11 protein-coding genes are annotated in these 14,865 nt (G+C 72.1%); 4 read left to right on the top strand and 7 right to left on the bottom strand.

Features of this window, described 5'->3' with window-relative positions:
* Positions 1–283: 283 nt before the first annotated feature.
* Positions 284–1,093, top strand: coding sequence for a hypothetical protein (locus tag DB32_RS03930; RefSeq protein WP_053231076.1), 810 nt, complete (start codon positions 284–286; stop codon positions 1,091–1,093).
* On the opposite strand, the gene DB32_RS03935 is transcribed toward DB32_RS03930, so the two are convergent.
* Both DB32_RS03935 and DB32_RS03940 read right to left on the bottom strand, forming a co-directional pair.
* A complete protein-coding gene (locus tag DB32_RS03935; protein ID WP_053231077.1) occupies positions 1,075–1,980 on the bottom strand; it encodes a galactose-1-phosphate uridylyltransferase in 906 nt (301 codons plus the stop codon). The two genes, DB32_RS03930 and DB32_RS03935, sit on opposite strands and share 19 nt — an antisense overlap.
* A complete protein-coding gene (locus DB32_RS03940; protein WP_053231078.1) occupies positions 1,977–3,458 on the bottom strand; it encodes an AMP-binding protein in 1,482 nt (493 codons plus the stop codon). Before DB32_RS03940 ends, DB32_RS03935 begins: the two co-directional genes overlap by 4 nt.
* Positions 3,459–3,523: 65 nt before the next feature.
* On the opposite strand from DB32_RS03940, the gene DB32_RS03945 reads away from it, so the two are divergent.
* Complete coding sequence (locus tag DB32_RS03945) at positions 3,524–5,266, top strand: alpha-amylase family protein (protein ID WP_075097441.1); 1,743 nt, start codon at positions 3,524–3,526, stop codon at positions 5,264–5,266.
* On the opposite strand, the gene DB32_RS03950 is transcribed toward DB32_RS03945, so the two are convergent.
* From DB32_RS03950 to DB32_RS03960, 3 genes are all read right to left on the bottom strand, one after another.
* A complete protein-coding gene (locus DB32_RS03950) occupies positions 5,263–7,563 on the bottom strand; it encodes a calcium-binding EGF-like domain-containing protein (protein WP_157068694.1) in 2,301 nt (766 codons plus the stop codon). The genes DB32_RS03945 and DB32_RS03950 overlap by 4 nt on opposite strands.
* Positions 7,564–7,829: 266 nt before the next feature.
* Positions 7,830–9,830 (bottom strand): serine/threonine-protein kinase, encoded by a 2,001-nt coding sequence (locus DB32_RS03955; protein WP_053231080.1) that lies wholly within the window; start codon positions 9,828–9,830, stop codon positions 7,830–7,832.
* The gene (locus DB32_RS03960; protein WP_053231081.1) at positions 9,827–11,821 is read right to left on the bottom strand and encodes a serine/threonine-protein kinase; all 1,995 of its coding nucleotides are present in this window, start codon (positions 11,819–11,821) and stop codon (positions 9,827–9,829) included. The genes DB32_RS03955 and DB32_RS03960 overlap by 4 nt, the downstream gene beginning before the upstream one ends.
* A 223-nt stretch (positions 11,822–12,044) precedes the next feature.
* On the opposite strand from DB32_RS03960, the gene DB32_RS03965 reads away from it, so the two are divergent.
* Together DB32_RS03965 and DB32_RS03970 are read left to right on the top strand one after the other, a co-directional pair.
* Positions 12,045–12,443 (top strand): hypothetical protein, encoded by a 399-nt coding sequence (locus DB32_RS03965; protein ID WP_053231082.1) that lies wholly within the window; start codon positions 12,045–12,047, stop codon positions 12,441–12,443.
* 181 nt (positions 12,444–12,624) lie between these two features.
* Positions 12,625–12,846 (top strand): hypothetical protein, encoded by a 222-nt coding sequence (locus DB32_RS03970; protein ID WP_053231083.1) that lies wholly within the window; start codon positions 12,625–12,627, stop codon positions 12,844–12,846.
* Between the two features lie 123 nt (positions 12,847–12,969).
* Here DB32_RS03970 and DB32_RS49890 read toward each other — a convergent pair whose 3' ends face one another.
* A complete protein-coding gene (locus DB32_RS49890; RefSeq protein ID WP_275935456.1) occupies positions 12,970–13,098 on the bottom strand; it encodes a hypothetical protein in 129 nt (42 codons plus the stop codon).
* A gap of 88 nt (positions 13,099–13,186) precedes the next feature.
* Positions 13,187–14,797 carry a serine/threonine-protein kinase gene (locus DB32_RS03975; protein ID WP_157068695.1) on the bottom strand — a complete coding sequence of 537 codons (1,611 nt, stop codon included), beginning with the start codon at positions 14,795–14,797 and terminating at the stop codon, positions 13,187–13,189.
* Between the last annotated feature and the right edge of the window lie 68 nt (positions 14,798–14,865).

Genomic DNA, 14,865 nt, shown 5'->3' on the forward strand with positions numbered 1-14,865 from the left:
GGGTGGGGCGCGGCTCGGGCTGCGAGGGGTGTGCCGGGGCGGGTGGGGCGATGGTCGCGCGGAATGATTGAGGAAAAGCTCAACCACGGTCGGTTTTGGGTGGCGGGTGGCGGGCGGATGGCGGGCGGTCCGCCAGCTCCGCGATGTGGGGCGTCGGACGTCGATCGGCGGGCCTGAGCTCAACCACGGTCGGATTTCCTGCCGCGAAATCATTGAGGAAAAGCTCAGCCACGGTCGGTTCAGGCCCTCGACACGCGCGCTGCGCGCGTGGTAGCCGCGTTCGATGCACGCCGTCGCCGTCACGCGCGCGCGCCTCGCGGTCGCGCCTCTCGCCGGCTACCGCGACGCGAGCCCGACCGACGTCACCCCGACCCGCGAAGCCCTCGCGCGCGTCATCGCCGAGCTCACCGGGCGCGACCTCTACTCGGTCCGCCTGCGCCTCGGCCAACCGCTCCCCTGGATCGTCGCGCTCGAGCCCGACGAGTCCCGCGCCCACGCCCTCGTGACCGAGCTCCGCCGCCGCGGCCTCGGCGCGGTCACCCGTCCCGACGACGCGCCCTGGACCACGCGCCACGGCGCGCTCTCGCTCCACGACGACGCGCTCTCGTTCGAGCCCAGCGGCGCGCGCATCCCGTACCGCGCGATCCGCGTCGTCGTCCTCGCCACCATCGACGAGGAGACGAGCCGCGAGCACGTCGACTTCGTCCGCGTCTCCAACGATCCGCGCAGCGCCGAGCCGTACATGCCGGTGAGCCGTTATCAGAACGAGACCTCGCGCTCGCGCGCCGCGTACCTCGAGCTCGACGGCTCAGAGCCCGGCGTGCGCCTCGTGCAGAGCGGTCTCTCGCTCGCCGGCGCCGATCCCGGCCGCACCTCCTTCGAGCGCTTCGATCGCGCGCTGCACGCGCTCCTCGCGCGCATCCCCGAGCACGTCCCGCGCGACGCGCGCCTCGTCGATGCGCGCCGCGTCCGCCAGGGCTTCGCGCTGCGCAACGACGGCCGCGAGCGCATCACCTCGAACGTCCGCGAGACCGATCTCGCCGCACGCCTGCTCGCGCGCGCGTGGCTCGAAGATCAGATCGATCCCGCGTGATCGCGCAGCGCGCGCGCGGCGTCCTCCGGCGCGACGACGCACACCGGCGTCCCGCTCTGCAGCTCGAACCCGGCATCGCCGCCGGTGCGCGGCAGCACGTCGATCGTGAAGAACGTCGAGACGCCGACGGCGGGATCGCGCAGCAGCACGTTGTAGTCGTGCGTGCCGAGCACCGCGCGCAGCCGCGACGTCACGTCGACGAGCACACGCGCGAGCATCGCGAGCCGCGCATCGTCGAGCGCCGAGAAGCGCGCGCACTCACCGGCGAGCGCGAGCTTCACCTCGAACGCGCGATGCGACGCGTGCGGACACCACGCGATCACCTCGCCCTCGTCGCACACCACGCGTGCGCCTGACGCGCGCTCCTCGTCGATCACGCGCGCGAGCAGCGCTCGGTCACTCGTCGCGATCGCATCGCGCATCGCGATCGCCGGCGCGACGTGCGGCAACGTCGCGATCTGCGCGTGCGGATGCGGCTGCGAGCTCCCCGCGCGTCGACCGCGGTTCCGGAACACCGAGATCGACGCGACGCCCTCGCGCGCCTCGAGCACGCGCAGCCGCGCGCGGATGGCCGCGAGCACGTCGAGCGCCTGCGACGCCGAGTACGTCGCGAGATCACCGTCGTGGTCCGGCGACTCGATCACGACCTCGTGCGCGGCGAGCTCGCGCGCGAGCAGCGGATACCGGTTCGCGACGACGCGCACTCGCCACGGATCGCCGATCGCGAGCACAGTCTCTTCGGTCTCCGCCTCGCGTCCCGGGCAGAACGGGCACGCCTCGCGCGTCACGTCGGGGAGCCCGCCCGCGCGCACCGTGCCGATCCCGCGCCGCCCGGGCGCGAGCACCGTCGGGATCCCGGTGAAGACGTCGACGCGCAGCTCGCTCATCGCGCGCGCAGCTCGTCGTGCATCGCGCGCAGCACCGTCTTCTGCACCTTGCCCATCGCGTTGCGCGGCAGCGCGTCGAGCGCGTGCACCTCGCGCGGTCGCTTGTGCGGCGAGAGCAGGCGCGCGACGTGGTCCTCGAGCGCCTTCACGTCGACGCTCGATCGCGTGACCACGAACGCGACGATGCGCTCGCCGAGATCGGGATCGCTCGCCCCGATCACCGCGGCCTCCGCGACCTCGGCGTGCTCGAGCAGCGCGGCCTCGACCTCGCCCGCGCCCACCTTGAACCCGCCGCACTTGATCAGATCGGTCGCGCGCCGGCCGACGATCCGGATCTGCCCGTCGTGCGCGCGCGTCGCGAGATCGCCGGTGTAGAACCAGCCCTCCGCGTCGAGCACCGCGCGCGTCGCGTCCTCGCGATTGAGATAGCCCGCGAACACGTTCGGTCCGCGCACCGCGACCTCGCCGATCGTCGCGTCGTCGCTCGCGTCGATGGTGCGTCGCTCGTCGTCGACCAAGCGCAGCTCGACCTCGTCGAGCGGCTGGCCCACCGAGCCCGGGCGTCGGTCGCCGTCGTGTCGTGCCGAGCAGTTGATGAGCGTCTCGGTGAGCCCGTAGCGCTCGATCACCCGATGCCCGGTGAGCCGCTCGAGCCGCTGGTGCTCGCGCACCGGCAGCGGCGCCGATCCGCTCACGAGCAGGCGCGCGCCGCGCAGCGCCTCGGCGATCGCGAGCTCGCCCTCCGCGGCCTCGCAGAGCCGGTGGTACATCGTGGGCACGCCGAAGAGCACGCTCGTCTCGTGCTCGCGCAGCGCGCTCGCGATCTCCTCGGGCGCGAAGCGCGGCACCCATCGCAGCGCGCCTCCGCGACGGATCGCACCGAACAATCCGAGCACCAGGCCGTGCACGTGGAAGAGCGGGAGCGCGTGCACGATCACGTCGTCCGCGCTCCACGACCATGCGCGCGCGAGCATGTCGAGATCGCTCGCGACGTTGCGCGCGGTGATCAGCGCGCCCTTCGGTGCGCCGGTCGTGCCCGACGTGTAGAGGACCAGCACCGGGACGTCGAGGATCGGCCGGGGCGCGATCGGGGTCGCGCCTCGATCGTCGCTGATCGTCGCGGTGAGCAGCTCGAGCCCGGGCGCGCGTGCGCGCACGCTCGCGGGATCCGCCGCCACTGCGAGCTTCGGCGCAGCATCGGCGAGCACGTGCCCGAGCTCGCGCTCGCCGAGCTTCGGATCGATCGGCACCGTCACGTATCCCGCGGCGGCCTGCGCGATCAGCGCGACCAGCGTCTCGAGCGCGGGCTGCGTCCACACGCCGACGCGCTCACCGGGCATCACGCCGCGCAGCTCGAGCGACTCGACGTGGTGCGCGCACGCGCTCGCGAGCTCGGCCCAGGTCAGCGTGCGATCGCCGACGCACAGCGCGAGCCGGTCCGACGAGGGCGCGTGGAGCGAAGGGAAGAGCGTGTCCATCGCGGCGAGCGGTGTAGCACGACGCGCGTGCGACCCGCGCGCCGGGGCCTACGTCGCACCACGGGATGATCGAAGACCTCTGGTACAAGAACGCGATCATCTACAGCCTCGACCTCGAGACCTTCGTCGACTCCAACGGCGACGGCTGTGGCGACATCGAGGGGCTGATCCGTCGCCTCGACTACCTCGAGGCGCTCGGCGTCGACGTGCTGTGGCTCGCGCCGTTCCATCCTTCGCCGAACCGCGACAACGGCTACGACGTCTCCGATCACTACGGCGTCGATCCGCGCCACGGCTCGCTCGGCGACTTCGTCGAGCTGGTGCACCAAGCGAAGAAGCGCGGGCTCAAGATCATCATCGACCTCGTGGTGAACCACACGTCGGATCAGCACGCGTGGTTCCAGCGATCACGCGCCGGCGATCCGCGCTTCCGCGACTGGTACGTGTGGTCGAAGAAGCGCCCGTCGACCTGGAACGAAGGGATGGTGTTCCCCGGCGTGCAGCGCGCGACGTGGACGCGCGACGCGCAGCGCAAGGAGTTCTATTTCCATCGCTTCTACGAGTTCCAGCCCGACCTCAACATCGCGAGCTCCGAGGTGCGCGCCGAGATCCGCCGCATCATCGGGTTCTGGCTGCAGGTCGGGGTCGACGGATTCCGCGTGGACGCAGTGCCGTTCATCATCGAGCACCCCGATCCCGCGAACCTCGAGGCGCCGCCGCGCCTGCGCTTCGAGTACCTCGAGGAGATGCGCGACTTCCTGCAGTGGCGCGGCTCCGACTGCGTGCTGCTCGGTGAAGCGAACGTGCTGCCGGACGAGAGCTGCGCGTATTTCCGCGACGGCCGCGGCATCCACATGATGTTCAACTTCTGGGTGAACCAGCACCTCTTCTACGCGCTGGCGACGGGCGACGTCGCGCCGCTGCGAGAGGCGCTGATCGCCACGCGCGAGCTGCCCTGGTCGGCGCAGTGGGCGCAGTTCCTCCGCAACCACGACGAGCTCGATCTCGGGCGCCTCGAGGACGCGCAGCGCGCGCGCGTGCTCGCGCGGTTCGGCCCCGATCCTTCGATGCAGCTCTACGATCGCGGCATCCGCCGGCGCCTCGCGCCGATGCTCGGCAGTCGCGCGCAGAGCGAGCTCGCGTACAGCATGGCGTTCGCGCTCCCGGGCACGCCGGTCATCCGCTACGGCGACGAGATCGGGATGGGCGATCTCCTCGAGCTGCGAGAGCGCGACGCGGTGCGGACTCCGATGCAGTGGTCGAACGATCCGCAGGCGGGATTCTCGACGTCCGAGTCGCTCGTGCACCCCGTGATCGAGTCGGGCGCGTACGGATATCGACACTGCAACGTCGCCGATCAGCGCCGCGATCCCGGCTCGATGCTGCGATGGATGATGCGCCTCGTGTCGATCCGGAAGGAGTGCCCCGAGATCGGCTGGGGACGCTGGGAGATCCTCGAGAGTGGCTCTCCGCACGTGCTCGCGATGCGCCTCGAGTGGCGCGATCGATCGGTGGTCACGCTCCACAACTTCGACGTGCACCCGCAGGAGGTCGAGATTCGCGTCGACGTCGAGGACGGCCATCGGCTCGTCGATCTCTGGACGCCTCGAGAGAGCGTGGCGGGTGAGGACGGACTCCATCGCATCCCGCTCGAGTCGTTCGGATATCGATGGTATCGAGTCGGCAGTCTGAATTACGCGCTCCGCCGCACGCCCGAGGCTCCGATGTTGCGCGACGCCGCCGTGCCCCCGCGGAAGCCCGCGAAGCCCCGCGGGGGCACGAAGAAGCGCCGCAAGAGCCAACGTTAGTCGCGCGGCATCAGCACCACGCCGCGCTCGGTGCCGTCGGGCTCGACGCCGTTCGCGACGATCGCGCCCCGCGCGTCGATGTCGCGCGCCTCGCGCAGCACGAGCTCGGTGTCGCCGGCGCGCGTGTCGAGCCGCACCAGCTCGCCCTCCTGCGGATCGTAGCGAAACGCGAAGGGGTGTCCGTCGGTCCCGGACGCGGTGCCGACCACCACGCCTTCGTCGTTCACCGCGAGCGGCACGACACGCCCGCTCGTCGCGGGATCGCCCGCGACATCGGGCAGCCAGTCGAAGAGCTCGCGCGTGCGATCGTAGACGAACGCGTGCCCGTACACGCCCGCGACGTAGCGCCCGTCGTCGCTGATCGCCGACGCGGTCGCGCCTGCGCCGAGCTCGAGCGGCGTCAGCGTCCCAGCCGCGACGATCACCGCATCGTCGGCGCGCGCGCCGACCACGACGCCGTCCTCGCTCATCGCGAAGGGCTGGCCGACGAAGAGCGCGTGCCACGCGCCGTCGCCGGTGCGCACGCACGCCGACGGGCCCGCGTCGAGGAGGCACTCGATCAGCACTTCGCCCGCTGCGTCGACGTCGTAGCCGAACGCGTGTGCGACGCCCTCTGCGAGCAGGTGCGGCGCCAGCTGCGCGCTGCCCTCGTGCGTGAACGGCATCCACGTGCGCAGATCGCTGAACTCGTCACGCACCCACACGCTGCCCGCGATCGTCCCGCTGCGCGAGGTGCGCGACACGACCCACTCGCCGCTCGGGTCGTCGAGGAACGAGAGCTCACCGTCGCGCCACCACGCGCCGCGCATCCGGTCCGCGCCGACCTCGGTGCGGAACGCGGACGAGAGCAGCACGTCACCGCTCGCCGTCATGCCGAGCGCGATGCTCCCCGGCGCGCCGTCCTGACCGTCCTGCATCGCGATCACGTCGTACTCGTGCGGCCCCGCGGCGGGCGTCGCGGGCGGGCGATCGATCTCGGGCCAGTCGAGCGGCACGAGCAGCAGCGCGACGGACTCCGCCGTCACGGGATCCGTGGTCGTCGCGGCGATGTGACCCGCGTCGCCGATCGCGCGTGCATCCTGGATCCGCCAGTCGTCTCCGGGGAGCTCGGTGAGCGCGTCGAGCCGCATGATCTCGCCGCGCCGCGGGTCGAAGAGCCAGGCGGCGTCCTGGCCGTGCTCGTCGTGTCCCGAGCCCACGGCGAATCCGTCGTCGTTCACGCCCCATGGCTGCGAGTAGAGATCGCGCAGCGGACGCCCGTCGACGTCGCCGATCACGATCGGCGGCTCGTCGCTCTCGCGATCGATCCAGAGCGCGGTGCCGAAGGGCTCCGTCGCGGTCGGTCGAGTCTGCAGCGCGACCACGTAGCGGCCGTTGCCGCTGATCGCGCGCGGCATCGTCTCGAAGATCGAGCGCGGTCCGATCTCCACGAGCCCTCCGTCGTCGCGCACGAAGCCCGAGGTCTCGAGCTCGTTCGCGAGGCCGACGAGCGTGCCGTCGTCGGCGAGCGCGAATCCTCCGCCCGGCTCGAAGAGGTCCCAGCCCGTGCCCGGCGTGTAGCGGCAGATGCGATACGCGCTCTCGATCTCGCACTCCGCCGCGATCTGGCCCTCGTCGTTGATCGAGGTCCCCAGCGAGTACACGTTCGCGCCGAGCTCGAGCCCGACGTCCTCGAAGCTCTCGCCGTCCGAGACGAACGCGCGGTCGGGCCCGTTGGCCCACGTCGCGCTCCCGGTCACGAGCCCGTCGTCGTTGATCGCGAGGCCGCTCGTGGTGATCGCGGCGTCACCGCCGACGTCGACGATCCCGCTCGCCTCGTCGAAGCGGAACGCGAACCAGCGGATCCCGCCGGCAGCCATCACCGCGCGCGCGGTCCCTGCGATCTGTCCGACAGCGTTCACTCCGTACGCCGTGCTCGCCTGCGACTCGGCGCCCGCGATGAGCGGCACACGCACCGCGCGGAACCGAGGCGGCGCGTAGACGACGGTGGGACGCGCCTCGCTCTCGTCGCACGGAAAGGGCAGCCCGGCGTCGCAGGGCGGAGGAGGCTCTTCCTCTTCCACGCACTCGCCCGCCTCGAGCACGTAGCCAGTCGCACAGGCGTCGCAGCGCGCGCCGGAATATCCGACGTCGCACGAGCACGTCAGTCGACCTCCGGTGCAGATGCCGCTTCCGTGCGCGCCGCACGCACCGACGTCGCAGAGCTCCGTCGCGCGAGGCCCGTCGCACGCGCATCCCGGCGCGAGCGCGAGCGGGACCACGAGAAGAATGAGGGCGAGCGAATCGAATCGAGACATCGACGATCGATCTCCTTGCGTGTCGAGCAGTGGCCGGAGCGCTCGAATCACGTCGCGGAGATTCGATGTTGGACACATCGATGCTCGGGAGATCGACTGCCACGCTCGACTGGCACGCTCGCGCGCGCACACGGGCCCATTCGCGCCGGATCGGCACGGCGGACGAGCGAGGGGGGGGCGGGCGTGCGCGTTCTGGATGGGGGCGAGAGCGGCACGCCCGCCCATCTCGACTTGGGCGCCGCGAGCGCGGTCCGTCACGAGGTCGCTCAGGTGCCCGGCGGCTTGCTCTCTCGCTCTCGCTGTCGCTCGAGGAATGCGCGCCACTCGCGGCGTCGCTGTTCGCTCCGCTCGCGCCACGGGGCCACCACGTCCTCTTCGATGCGCGCCCAGATCGCGACCACGTTGATCGTGAGCGAGAGGTTCGCGAGCGACTCGAAGAGGAACACGTGCTCGGGCCACACGTTCGCGAGCGCGAGCCCGACGACGTACACGGCGACCGTCGGCCAGAGGCGCGCCTCGATCGTGGCGGCCGCGACCGCCGCGAGCACGGTGTAGAGGAACATCAGCAGCGGTCCGGCCTGCTCGGGCGTCACACCGAGCCTCCACACCGATCCGAAGAAGACGATCTGCGCGCCCAGCATCACGCCGACGAGCCGGGTGAGGCGGCGGTTGATCGCGGTGCGCGAGAGCGAGTCGCGCGCCCAGTACCCGAGCCCGACCGCCGCGACGAAGAGCGCCGACGTCGCGATCATCGCCTGGGCGTGCGAGCGCTCCGCGTGACCGGTGCGCATCCAGACCCAGAGCGAGAACGGCGCGATCGTCCACAGCGTGCCGAGCACCATCCCGATGAACACGCGCGTGCGGCGCCCGATCGACGGATCGTGATCGCGCGCGAGCTTCGCGCGCCGTTCTTCCTCCGCTTGCCACTTCGCGCGCTCCTCGCTCACGCGCGCGACGAGCTCGGCCGGTGCGCCCTCGACCTCGGCGAGCAAGAGCGCGGCGGCCTTCGGATCACCCTGCTCGAGCTCGAGCTCGATCATCGTGATCAGCGCGCGTCGCAGCCCGGCGCGCGCCTCCTCGTTGTCGCGCCAGATCTCGAGCGCCTCGAGGAAGCCGAAGCGGCACTCGCCGAACAAGTGATAGAGGCGCAGGCGACGCTCGTCGGGATCGCCACCGGCGCGCGCCTTCTCTTCGAGCAGCTCGGCGAGGCGCGTCTCGGCCTCGGCCGCGAGCTTCAGCGATCCGCGGTGCTCGAGGAACCCGATCAGCGCGAGCCGCAGCTGCTCCGCGCTCTCGAAGCGCGCGTCGGGATCGGCGTCCATCGCGCGGAGCACGATGCGCGCGAGCTCTGCCGGCGTGCCCTCGGGCAGGCTCGGCTTGCTGCGCGCGATCGCGTGCAGGATCTCGCCGAGGTGCGCGCCCTCGTGCGGCGCGCGCCCCGCGATCACCTCGAAGAGCATCGCGCCGAGCAGGTACACGTCGGTGCGCGCGGAGAGCAGTCCGGGCGCGCCGCCGAGCATCTCGGGCGCCATGTAGAGCGGCGTCCCTGCGAGCTCGATCGCGTCCTTCGCGAGCGGAAGGCGCCCGGTGCCGTCGTCGTGCATCGCGACCGCGATGCCCCAGTCGAGCACGTAGACCTCGCCGAACTCGCCGATCATCACGTTCTCGGGCTTGAGATCGCGATGCAGGATCCCGCGGCTGTGCGCGAAGTGCACCGCGTTGCACACCGCGACGAGGATCCGGACGTTCCACTCGAACGCGTCGCGCGCCTGGAAGCGCTTCTTGATCGCCTTGTCGTCGCGCATGAGCTCGGCCCACGACGCGCCGGCGATCTTCTTGAGCACGATCTGCGGCGCGCCCTGGGCGTCGAGCGAGATGTCGTAGACCGGCACGACGTTCGGGTGCTCGAGCGAGCCCGTGACCCACGCCTCGCGTAGCAGCTTGAGCGTCGCCGCGTCGCTCTTCTGATCGGCCTTGAGCGTCTTGACCGCGACCTCGCGACCGAGCGCGAGCTGCGTCGCGAGCCGCACGACGCCCATCCCGCCCTCGCCGATCGTGCCGCGCACCTCGATGCCCGCGCCGGTCGGTCCCATGCGGCGCAGCAGCGCGATCGCGTGCTCGCCCGCGGCGTCGGGGCGCGAGCGCTCGGGCGTGATCGTCGAGCTCGGCGATCGATCGATCGTGCGCGCGTCCTGGAGGAGCTCCTCCATCCGCGCTTCGAGGGTCTGGCTCAGCTCGTCCGAAGGCGGCATCCGCGCGCTCGTCATCGTCGTCCTGCGTGGCTCTCGCCGATCGACTCGCGCTTCTGCTTGCGCGCGAGGAACTCCTGGAACGAGCGCCGGCGCCGCGCTTCGCTCTGCGTCGTCGCGCTCGGCTCGTCGTCGACGCGTCCCCAGATCACCAGCACGTTCACGGTGAGCACCAGGTTCGCGAACGACTCGAAGGGCCACGCGTAGACGGGCCACACCGCGCCCAGCACGAACGCGGCGCACATCGCGAGCGCGGCCGGCCAGAAGCGCCGCTCGAGCGCCGACGCCGTGAGCGATGCGCACAGCGCGTAGAGCAGCAGCACGATCGGCCGCGTCTGCTCGTAGGTGACGCCGAGCTTCCACGTCACCGCGTAGAGCGCGACCTGTCCGATCAGCACCGCGGCCACGACGCGCACCAGCGTGCGGTTGAGCGCGGTGCGCGAGAGCGCCTCGCGCGCCCAGTACCCGATCACGCTCGCGAGCACGAGCATCGCGCACGACGAGAGCAGCGGCGCGCGCTGATCGATCGTCGGGTCGTTCTGCTCGAGCACGAACCCGACCCAGGGCAGCAGCGTCCAGATCACGCCGAGGATCGTGCTGACGACGACGCGCGTGCGGCGCCCGATCGAGGGATCGAACTGGCGCACCAGCGCGGCGCGCTTCGCCTCCTCGCGCTCCTTCGCGCGGCGCGCGTCGTTCACGCGCACGACGAGCTCCTGCGGAGGGCTCGTCAGCTCCGCGAGCAGCACCGACGCGGCCTTCGGATCGCCCTGCTCGAGCTCGAGCTCGATCATCAGCGTCAGCGCGCGGCGCAGCCCCGCGTGCGCGACGTCGTTGTCGTTCCAGATGCGCAGCGCCTCGAGGAAGCCGAAGCGGCACTCGCCGAACAGGTGATAGAGACGCAGCCGCGCCTCGTCCGCGTCGCCGATCGGCTTGCTGCGCTCCTCCTCGAGCTCGCGCAGTCGCTGCTGCGCGTCGGCCGCGAGCGCGAGCGATCCGCGATGCTCGAGGAAGCGCGCGAGCGCGAGGCGCAGCTGCTCCGCGCTCTCGAAGCGCTGCTTCGGATCGCGGTGCATCGCGCGGCGCACGATGCGCGCGAGCTCGCCCTCGATCGCTTCGGGGAGCTCGGGCTCCGAGCGCACGATGCTCGCGAGGATCTGCATCATCGGCGCGCCGTCCTCGGGCGCGTGCGGCGGACGTCCGGCGACGATCTCGTAGAGCAGCGCACCGAGCAGGTAGACGTCGGTGCGCTCGTCGACGCGCGGCGGCGCGCCGCCGAGCATCTCGGGCGCCATGTACGCGGGCGTGCCCGCCATCTCGACCGCGTCCTTCGCGAGCGGCAGGCGCCCGCTGCCGTCGTCGTGCATCGCGACCGCGAGGCCCCAGTCGAGCACGTAGACCTCGCCGAACTCGCCGATCATGACGTTCTCGGGCTTGAGGTCGCGATGGAGGATCCCGCGGCTGTGCGCGTATCGCACCGCGTTGCACACCTGCATCAAGATCCGGAGGTTCCACTCGAGCGCGTCGTGCGCGCCGAAGCGATCGCGCAGCGCCTCGCGCGCGTGCATCAGGTCGGCCCACGGCTCGCCCGCGATGCGCTTGAGCACGATGCGAGGCCCACCCGACGCATCGAGCGAGAGGTCGTACACCGGCACGACGTTCGGGTGCTCGAGCGCGCCGGTGACCCACGCCTCGCGCAGGAGCTTCAGCGTCGCGCGCTCGCTGCGCGCCTCGTCCTTGAGCGTCTTGATCGCGACCTCGCGGCCGAGCGAGAGCTGCGTGCCCGCGCGCACGATGCCCATGCCGCCTTCGCCGATCGTGCCGTGGATCGCGAGGCCGCTCGCGTCGGATCCCGCGAGTGATCCCAGCGCGCGCGCGATCGTCTCCTCGGCCCACGACGCGTCGAGCTCGTCGGGCACGACCGTCGCGCCCGGCGGGTGCTCGATCGTGCGCGCCGCCTCGAGCAGACGCGCGTCCATCGTCGCGGCGAGCGGGTCTTCCTCCGCCATGCTCGCGGCGAATCGTACACGCGTCGCGCTCCGCGGCGCGACGTCGGGAGCAGGGCGCGCTCCGGCGCGGCGCGCGGGATGCGCCGTGCTCCGATCTCACGCGCTGCGTCATGTGCAGTTTTCCACGCGTTCGTCGCGGGCACGTCGATTGCGATTTGCGACGTCCGTGGGCTCCGATTCCAGGCGTGCTCCTCCGCCGCGCGACGGCTCGACTCCGCCCGCGGTGCCGCGCGTGCCGCCGCCCGCTGCCGTGATGCCGCCCGCGCCGACGAAGAGCGAGCCGCCGCGCGCTGCGCCGCCGCCGCGATCGACGTCGCGCGCGCCGTTGCCTCCGCTCGCGCGCCCCGCGACGCGACCACCGACCGGCGGCCAGGACTTCGGGTTCCTGCACGCCGCGCCCGCGAAGCCGACGCCGACGCCGCCCGCGCCGAAGCCGGAGCGGCGCGCTGCGTTCCCGGCGCTCGAGTCGGAGGTGGTGCGCAAGGCGGTGCCGACCGGGAAGTCGGGGCCACCGCCGGTGCCTGCGGAAGCACAGCGCGCGCGCACCGTGCGGCTCGCGCCGAGCCCCCGCCCGCGCCTCGACGCGACCACCGTCGCGAAGAAGCGCATGCCGAAGCGGTGAGCGGACCCAGCGCCCGGTCGAGCTCGGGGCTCGCGGTCTTCGGGTCAGGCGCGCGTCTCGCGGGCGGTCGCGGTCCAGCGCGCGAGCGTGTCGCGCACGTAGCGCTCGTACTCGCACGGCGCGCGGCCGAGCGCCGCGGTCGTCGCCGCGAGCGCGCTTCGCGCTCGATCTGCGTGACGTCGTGCGGCTCGACGTCGAGATCCTCGGCGCCGACGGCACGTTCGTGAACACGATGCCCGACGTGCGATTCGATCCGGCCGACCGCGCGGTGTACGCGTGCTGCGAGGGCGATCTCGCGCGCCGCACCGTGGGCACGATCGTCGTCGATCGTTCGTGGTCCAACGATCGCGGCGAGCGCCGGTTGCTCGCCGAGCTGACCACGCAGGGCGAGCTCGAGCGCTGAAACGCAGAGCGCGCTGCGCCTCGCTCGCCGGAGAGTCGGCGAGGAGACGCAGCGCGCTCGTGGAACGCGTTCAGCTCAGCGCGGGGTGCAGGTGCTGTTCGCCGCGTTGTCGTCGCACGACCACTACCGGCCGAACGGCGCGACCGCGAGCCGGACGCCCTCTTCGACGCCCTGCATCACCTGGCCGAGCGGATAGACGTCGGCGTTCTCCGCGTTCGGCGTCGCGAGCGTCGGGCAGAGCTCCGTGGCCACGGCGTCCGCGGCAGTCGAGGCAACGACACGGCGCACCGCAGAGTGCGATCGCTCACCGCAGCGAGGGTGAGCGCGCAACCTCCGACCGTCACGAGCTCGCCTTCGGCGCGCCGTCGCTCGCGATCGTCGCAGCGAGCGCGTCGTCCGCGACGATCGGCTCGGCGCGCTCGCGGACGCTCCACCACGCGTCCGCGTCGTGCTGCGTCCACGCGCCCGAGTCGCTCGCCGCGATCGCGCTCGCCAGCGTGGCTGCGCTCGCCGGGCGGTCGCTCGGCGACTTCGCGAGGCACGCCATCACCAGCGCCTCGAGCCGCGGCGGAACGATCACGCCGCGCGCGCTCGGTGCGACCGGACGCTCCGAGAGATGCGACGCGCAGAGCTCCACGACGCTCGTCCCCGCGAACACCGGCGAGCCCGTGAGCAGCCAGTACGCGACCGCGCCGAGCGCGTAGAGATCGCTCGCGGGCCCGACGTTCTCGGGCGCGCTGATCGCCTCGGGCGACAGGTAGAGCGGCGTGCCCACGATCATCCCGTGGGTCGACACGCGCTCGTCGCCCGACTCGCCGCGTACGTCCTTCACCAGCCCGAAGTCGAGCACCTTGAGCACGTCGCCCTGACCGGCGCGCCGCGACACGACCATGTTGCTCGGCTTGATGTCGCGATGGACGAGCCCGGCCTCGTGCGCCTCCGCGAGCGAGCCACACGCCTGACGCAAGAGGTGCGCGACGCGCGCCGCGGGCTGCGGTCCGTGCGCGCGCACCAGCGCCTCGAGGTCGAGCCCGTCGACGAGCTCCATCGCGTAGTAGAAGACGCCGTCGGGCGTGCGGCCGTAGTCGTAGATCGCGATCGTGTTCGGGTGCGTGAGCTGCGCGGTCAGCTGCACCTCGCGCTCGAAGCGCGCGAGGCCGCGCTCCCCGACCTCGGCGAGATCGAGCAGCTTCACCGCGGTGGGCCGCCGCAGCATCGCGTGCTCGGCGCGGTACACCACGCCCATCCCGCCCGCGCCGAGCGTCTCGACGAGCGTGTAGCGGCCGAGCCGCGTCGCCTCGCGCACGCGGCGTCGCAGCCCGTAGATCACGCGCGACGCGAACGTCGACGTCATCACCGCGATCAAGAGCCACGTGAACGCGTACGCCGCGCGCATCTGCGGCTCGCCCGGACCGTCCGCCGCGGCGGCGAGCACGATCGCGGGGAGCGCGGCCGCGCACCCGACCGTCGCGGTCCATCCGGGCCGGCTCGGCACCAGCACCGCGCGCGCGATCGCCATGTTCGTCGTGACGAGCAGCATCACGAGGTGACGGCTGTGCAGGTCGGGCCGTAGGTCGAGCGAGAGCTGCAGCGCCATCACGTCGAGCAGCGTCGCGGGCACCACCATGCCGAGCAGGTCGAGCGCGCGCAGCGCGCCCGGCGGGAGCGGACCGCCGCGCGCGACGAGCCACACCACGAGCAGCGCGACGATCGCGCCGAGCATTGCGAGGCTCGACCCCGACACGAGCTCCTCGACGCCGCCGTGCCCGCTCGCGAGCGTGACGAGGTTCGTCATCGCGTAGCCGAGCAGCGTCAGCAGCACCATGACGCGCCCGAAGAGCGCGAGCCGCGACTGCAGCAGCGCGCGACCGCCGTCGGACGACGACGTCTCGGCGAGATCCGACGCGTCCTCGACGCGCCCCACCGCGCGCCTCGCCCCCTTCACGCTCACTGGCGGCGAGCGTAGCGCCCGCGCGAAGTCGACGTCGAGCACGTGCGCGTCGCTCGCACCTGCGCGGT

Source organism: Sandaracinus amylolyticus, from assembly GCF_000737325.1.
Classification (GTDB): domain Bacteria; phylum Myxococcota_A; class Polyangia; order Polyangiales; family Sandaracinaceae; genus Sandaracinus; species Sandaracinus amylolyticus.

Excerpts from the sequence above, each read along its gene's own strand:
- DB32_RS03930 (WP_053231076.1), top strand. The coding sequence starts at position 284 with ATGCACGCCGTCGCCGTCACGCGCGCGCGCCTCGCGGTCGCGCCTCTC.
- DB32_RS03935 (WP_053231077.1), bottom strand. The coding sequence starts at position 1,980 with ATGAGCGAGCTGCGCGTCGACGTCTTCACCGGGATCCCGACGGTGCTC.
- DB32_RS03940 (WP_053231078.1), bottom strand. The coding sequence starts at position 3,458 with ATGGACACGCTCTTCCCTTCGCTCCACGCGCCCTCGTCGGACCGGCTC.
- DB32_RS03945 (WP_075097441.1), top strand. The coding sequence starts at position 3,524 with ATGATCGAAGACCTCTGGTACAAGAACGCGATCATCTACAGCCTCGAC.
- DB32_RS03950 (WP_157068694.1), bottom strand. The coding sequence starts at position 7,563 with ATGTCTCGATTCGATTCGCTCGCCCTCATTCTTCTCGTGGTCCCGCTC.
- DB32_RS03955 (WP_053231080.1), bottom strand. The coding sequence starts at position 9,830 with ATGACGAGCGCGCGGATGCCGCCTTCGGACGAGCTGAGCCAGACCCTC.
- DB32_RS03960 (WP_053231081.1), bottom strand. The coding sequence starts at position 11,821 with ATGGCGGAGGAAGACCCGCTCGCCGCGACGATGGACGCGCGTCTGCTC.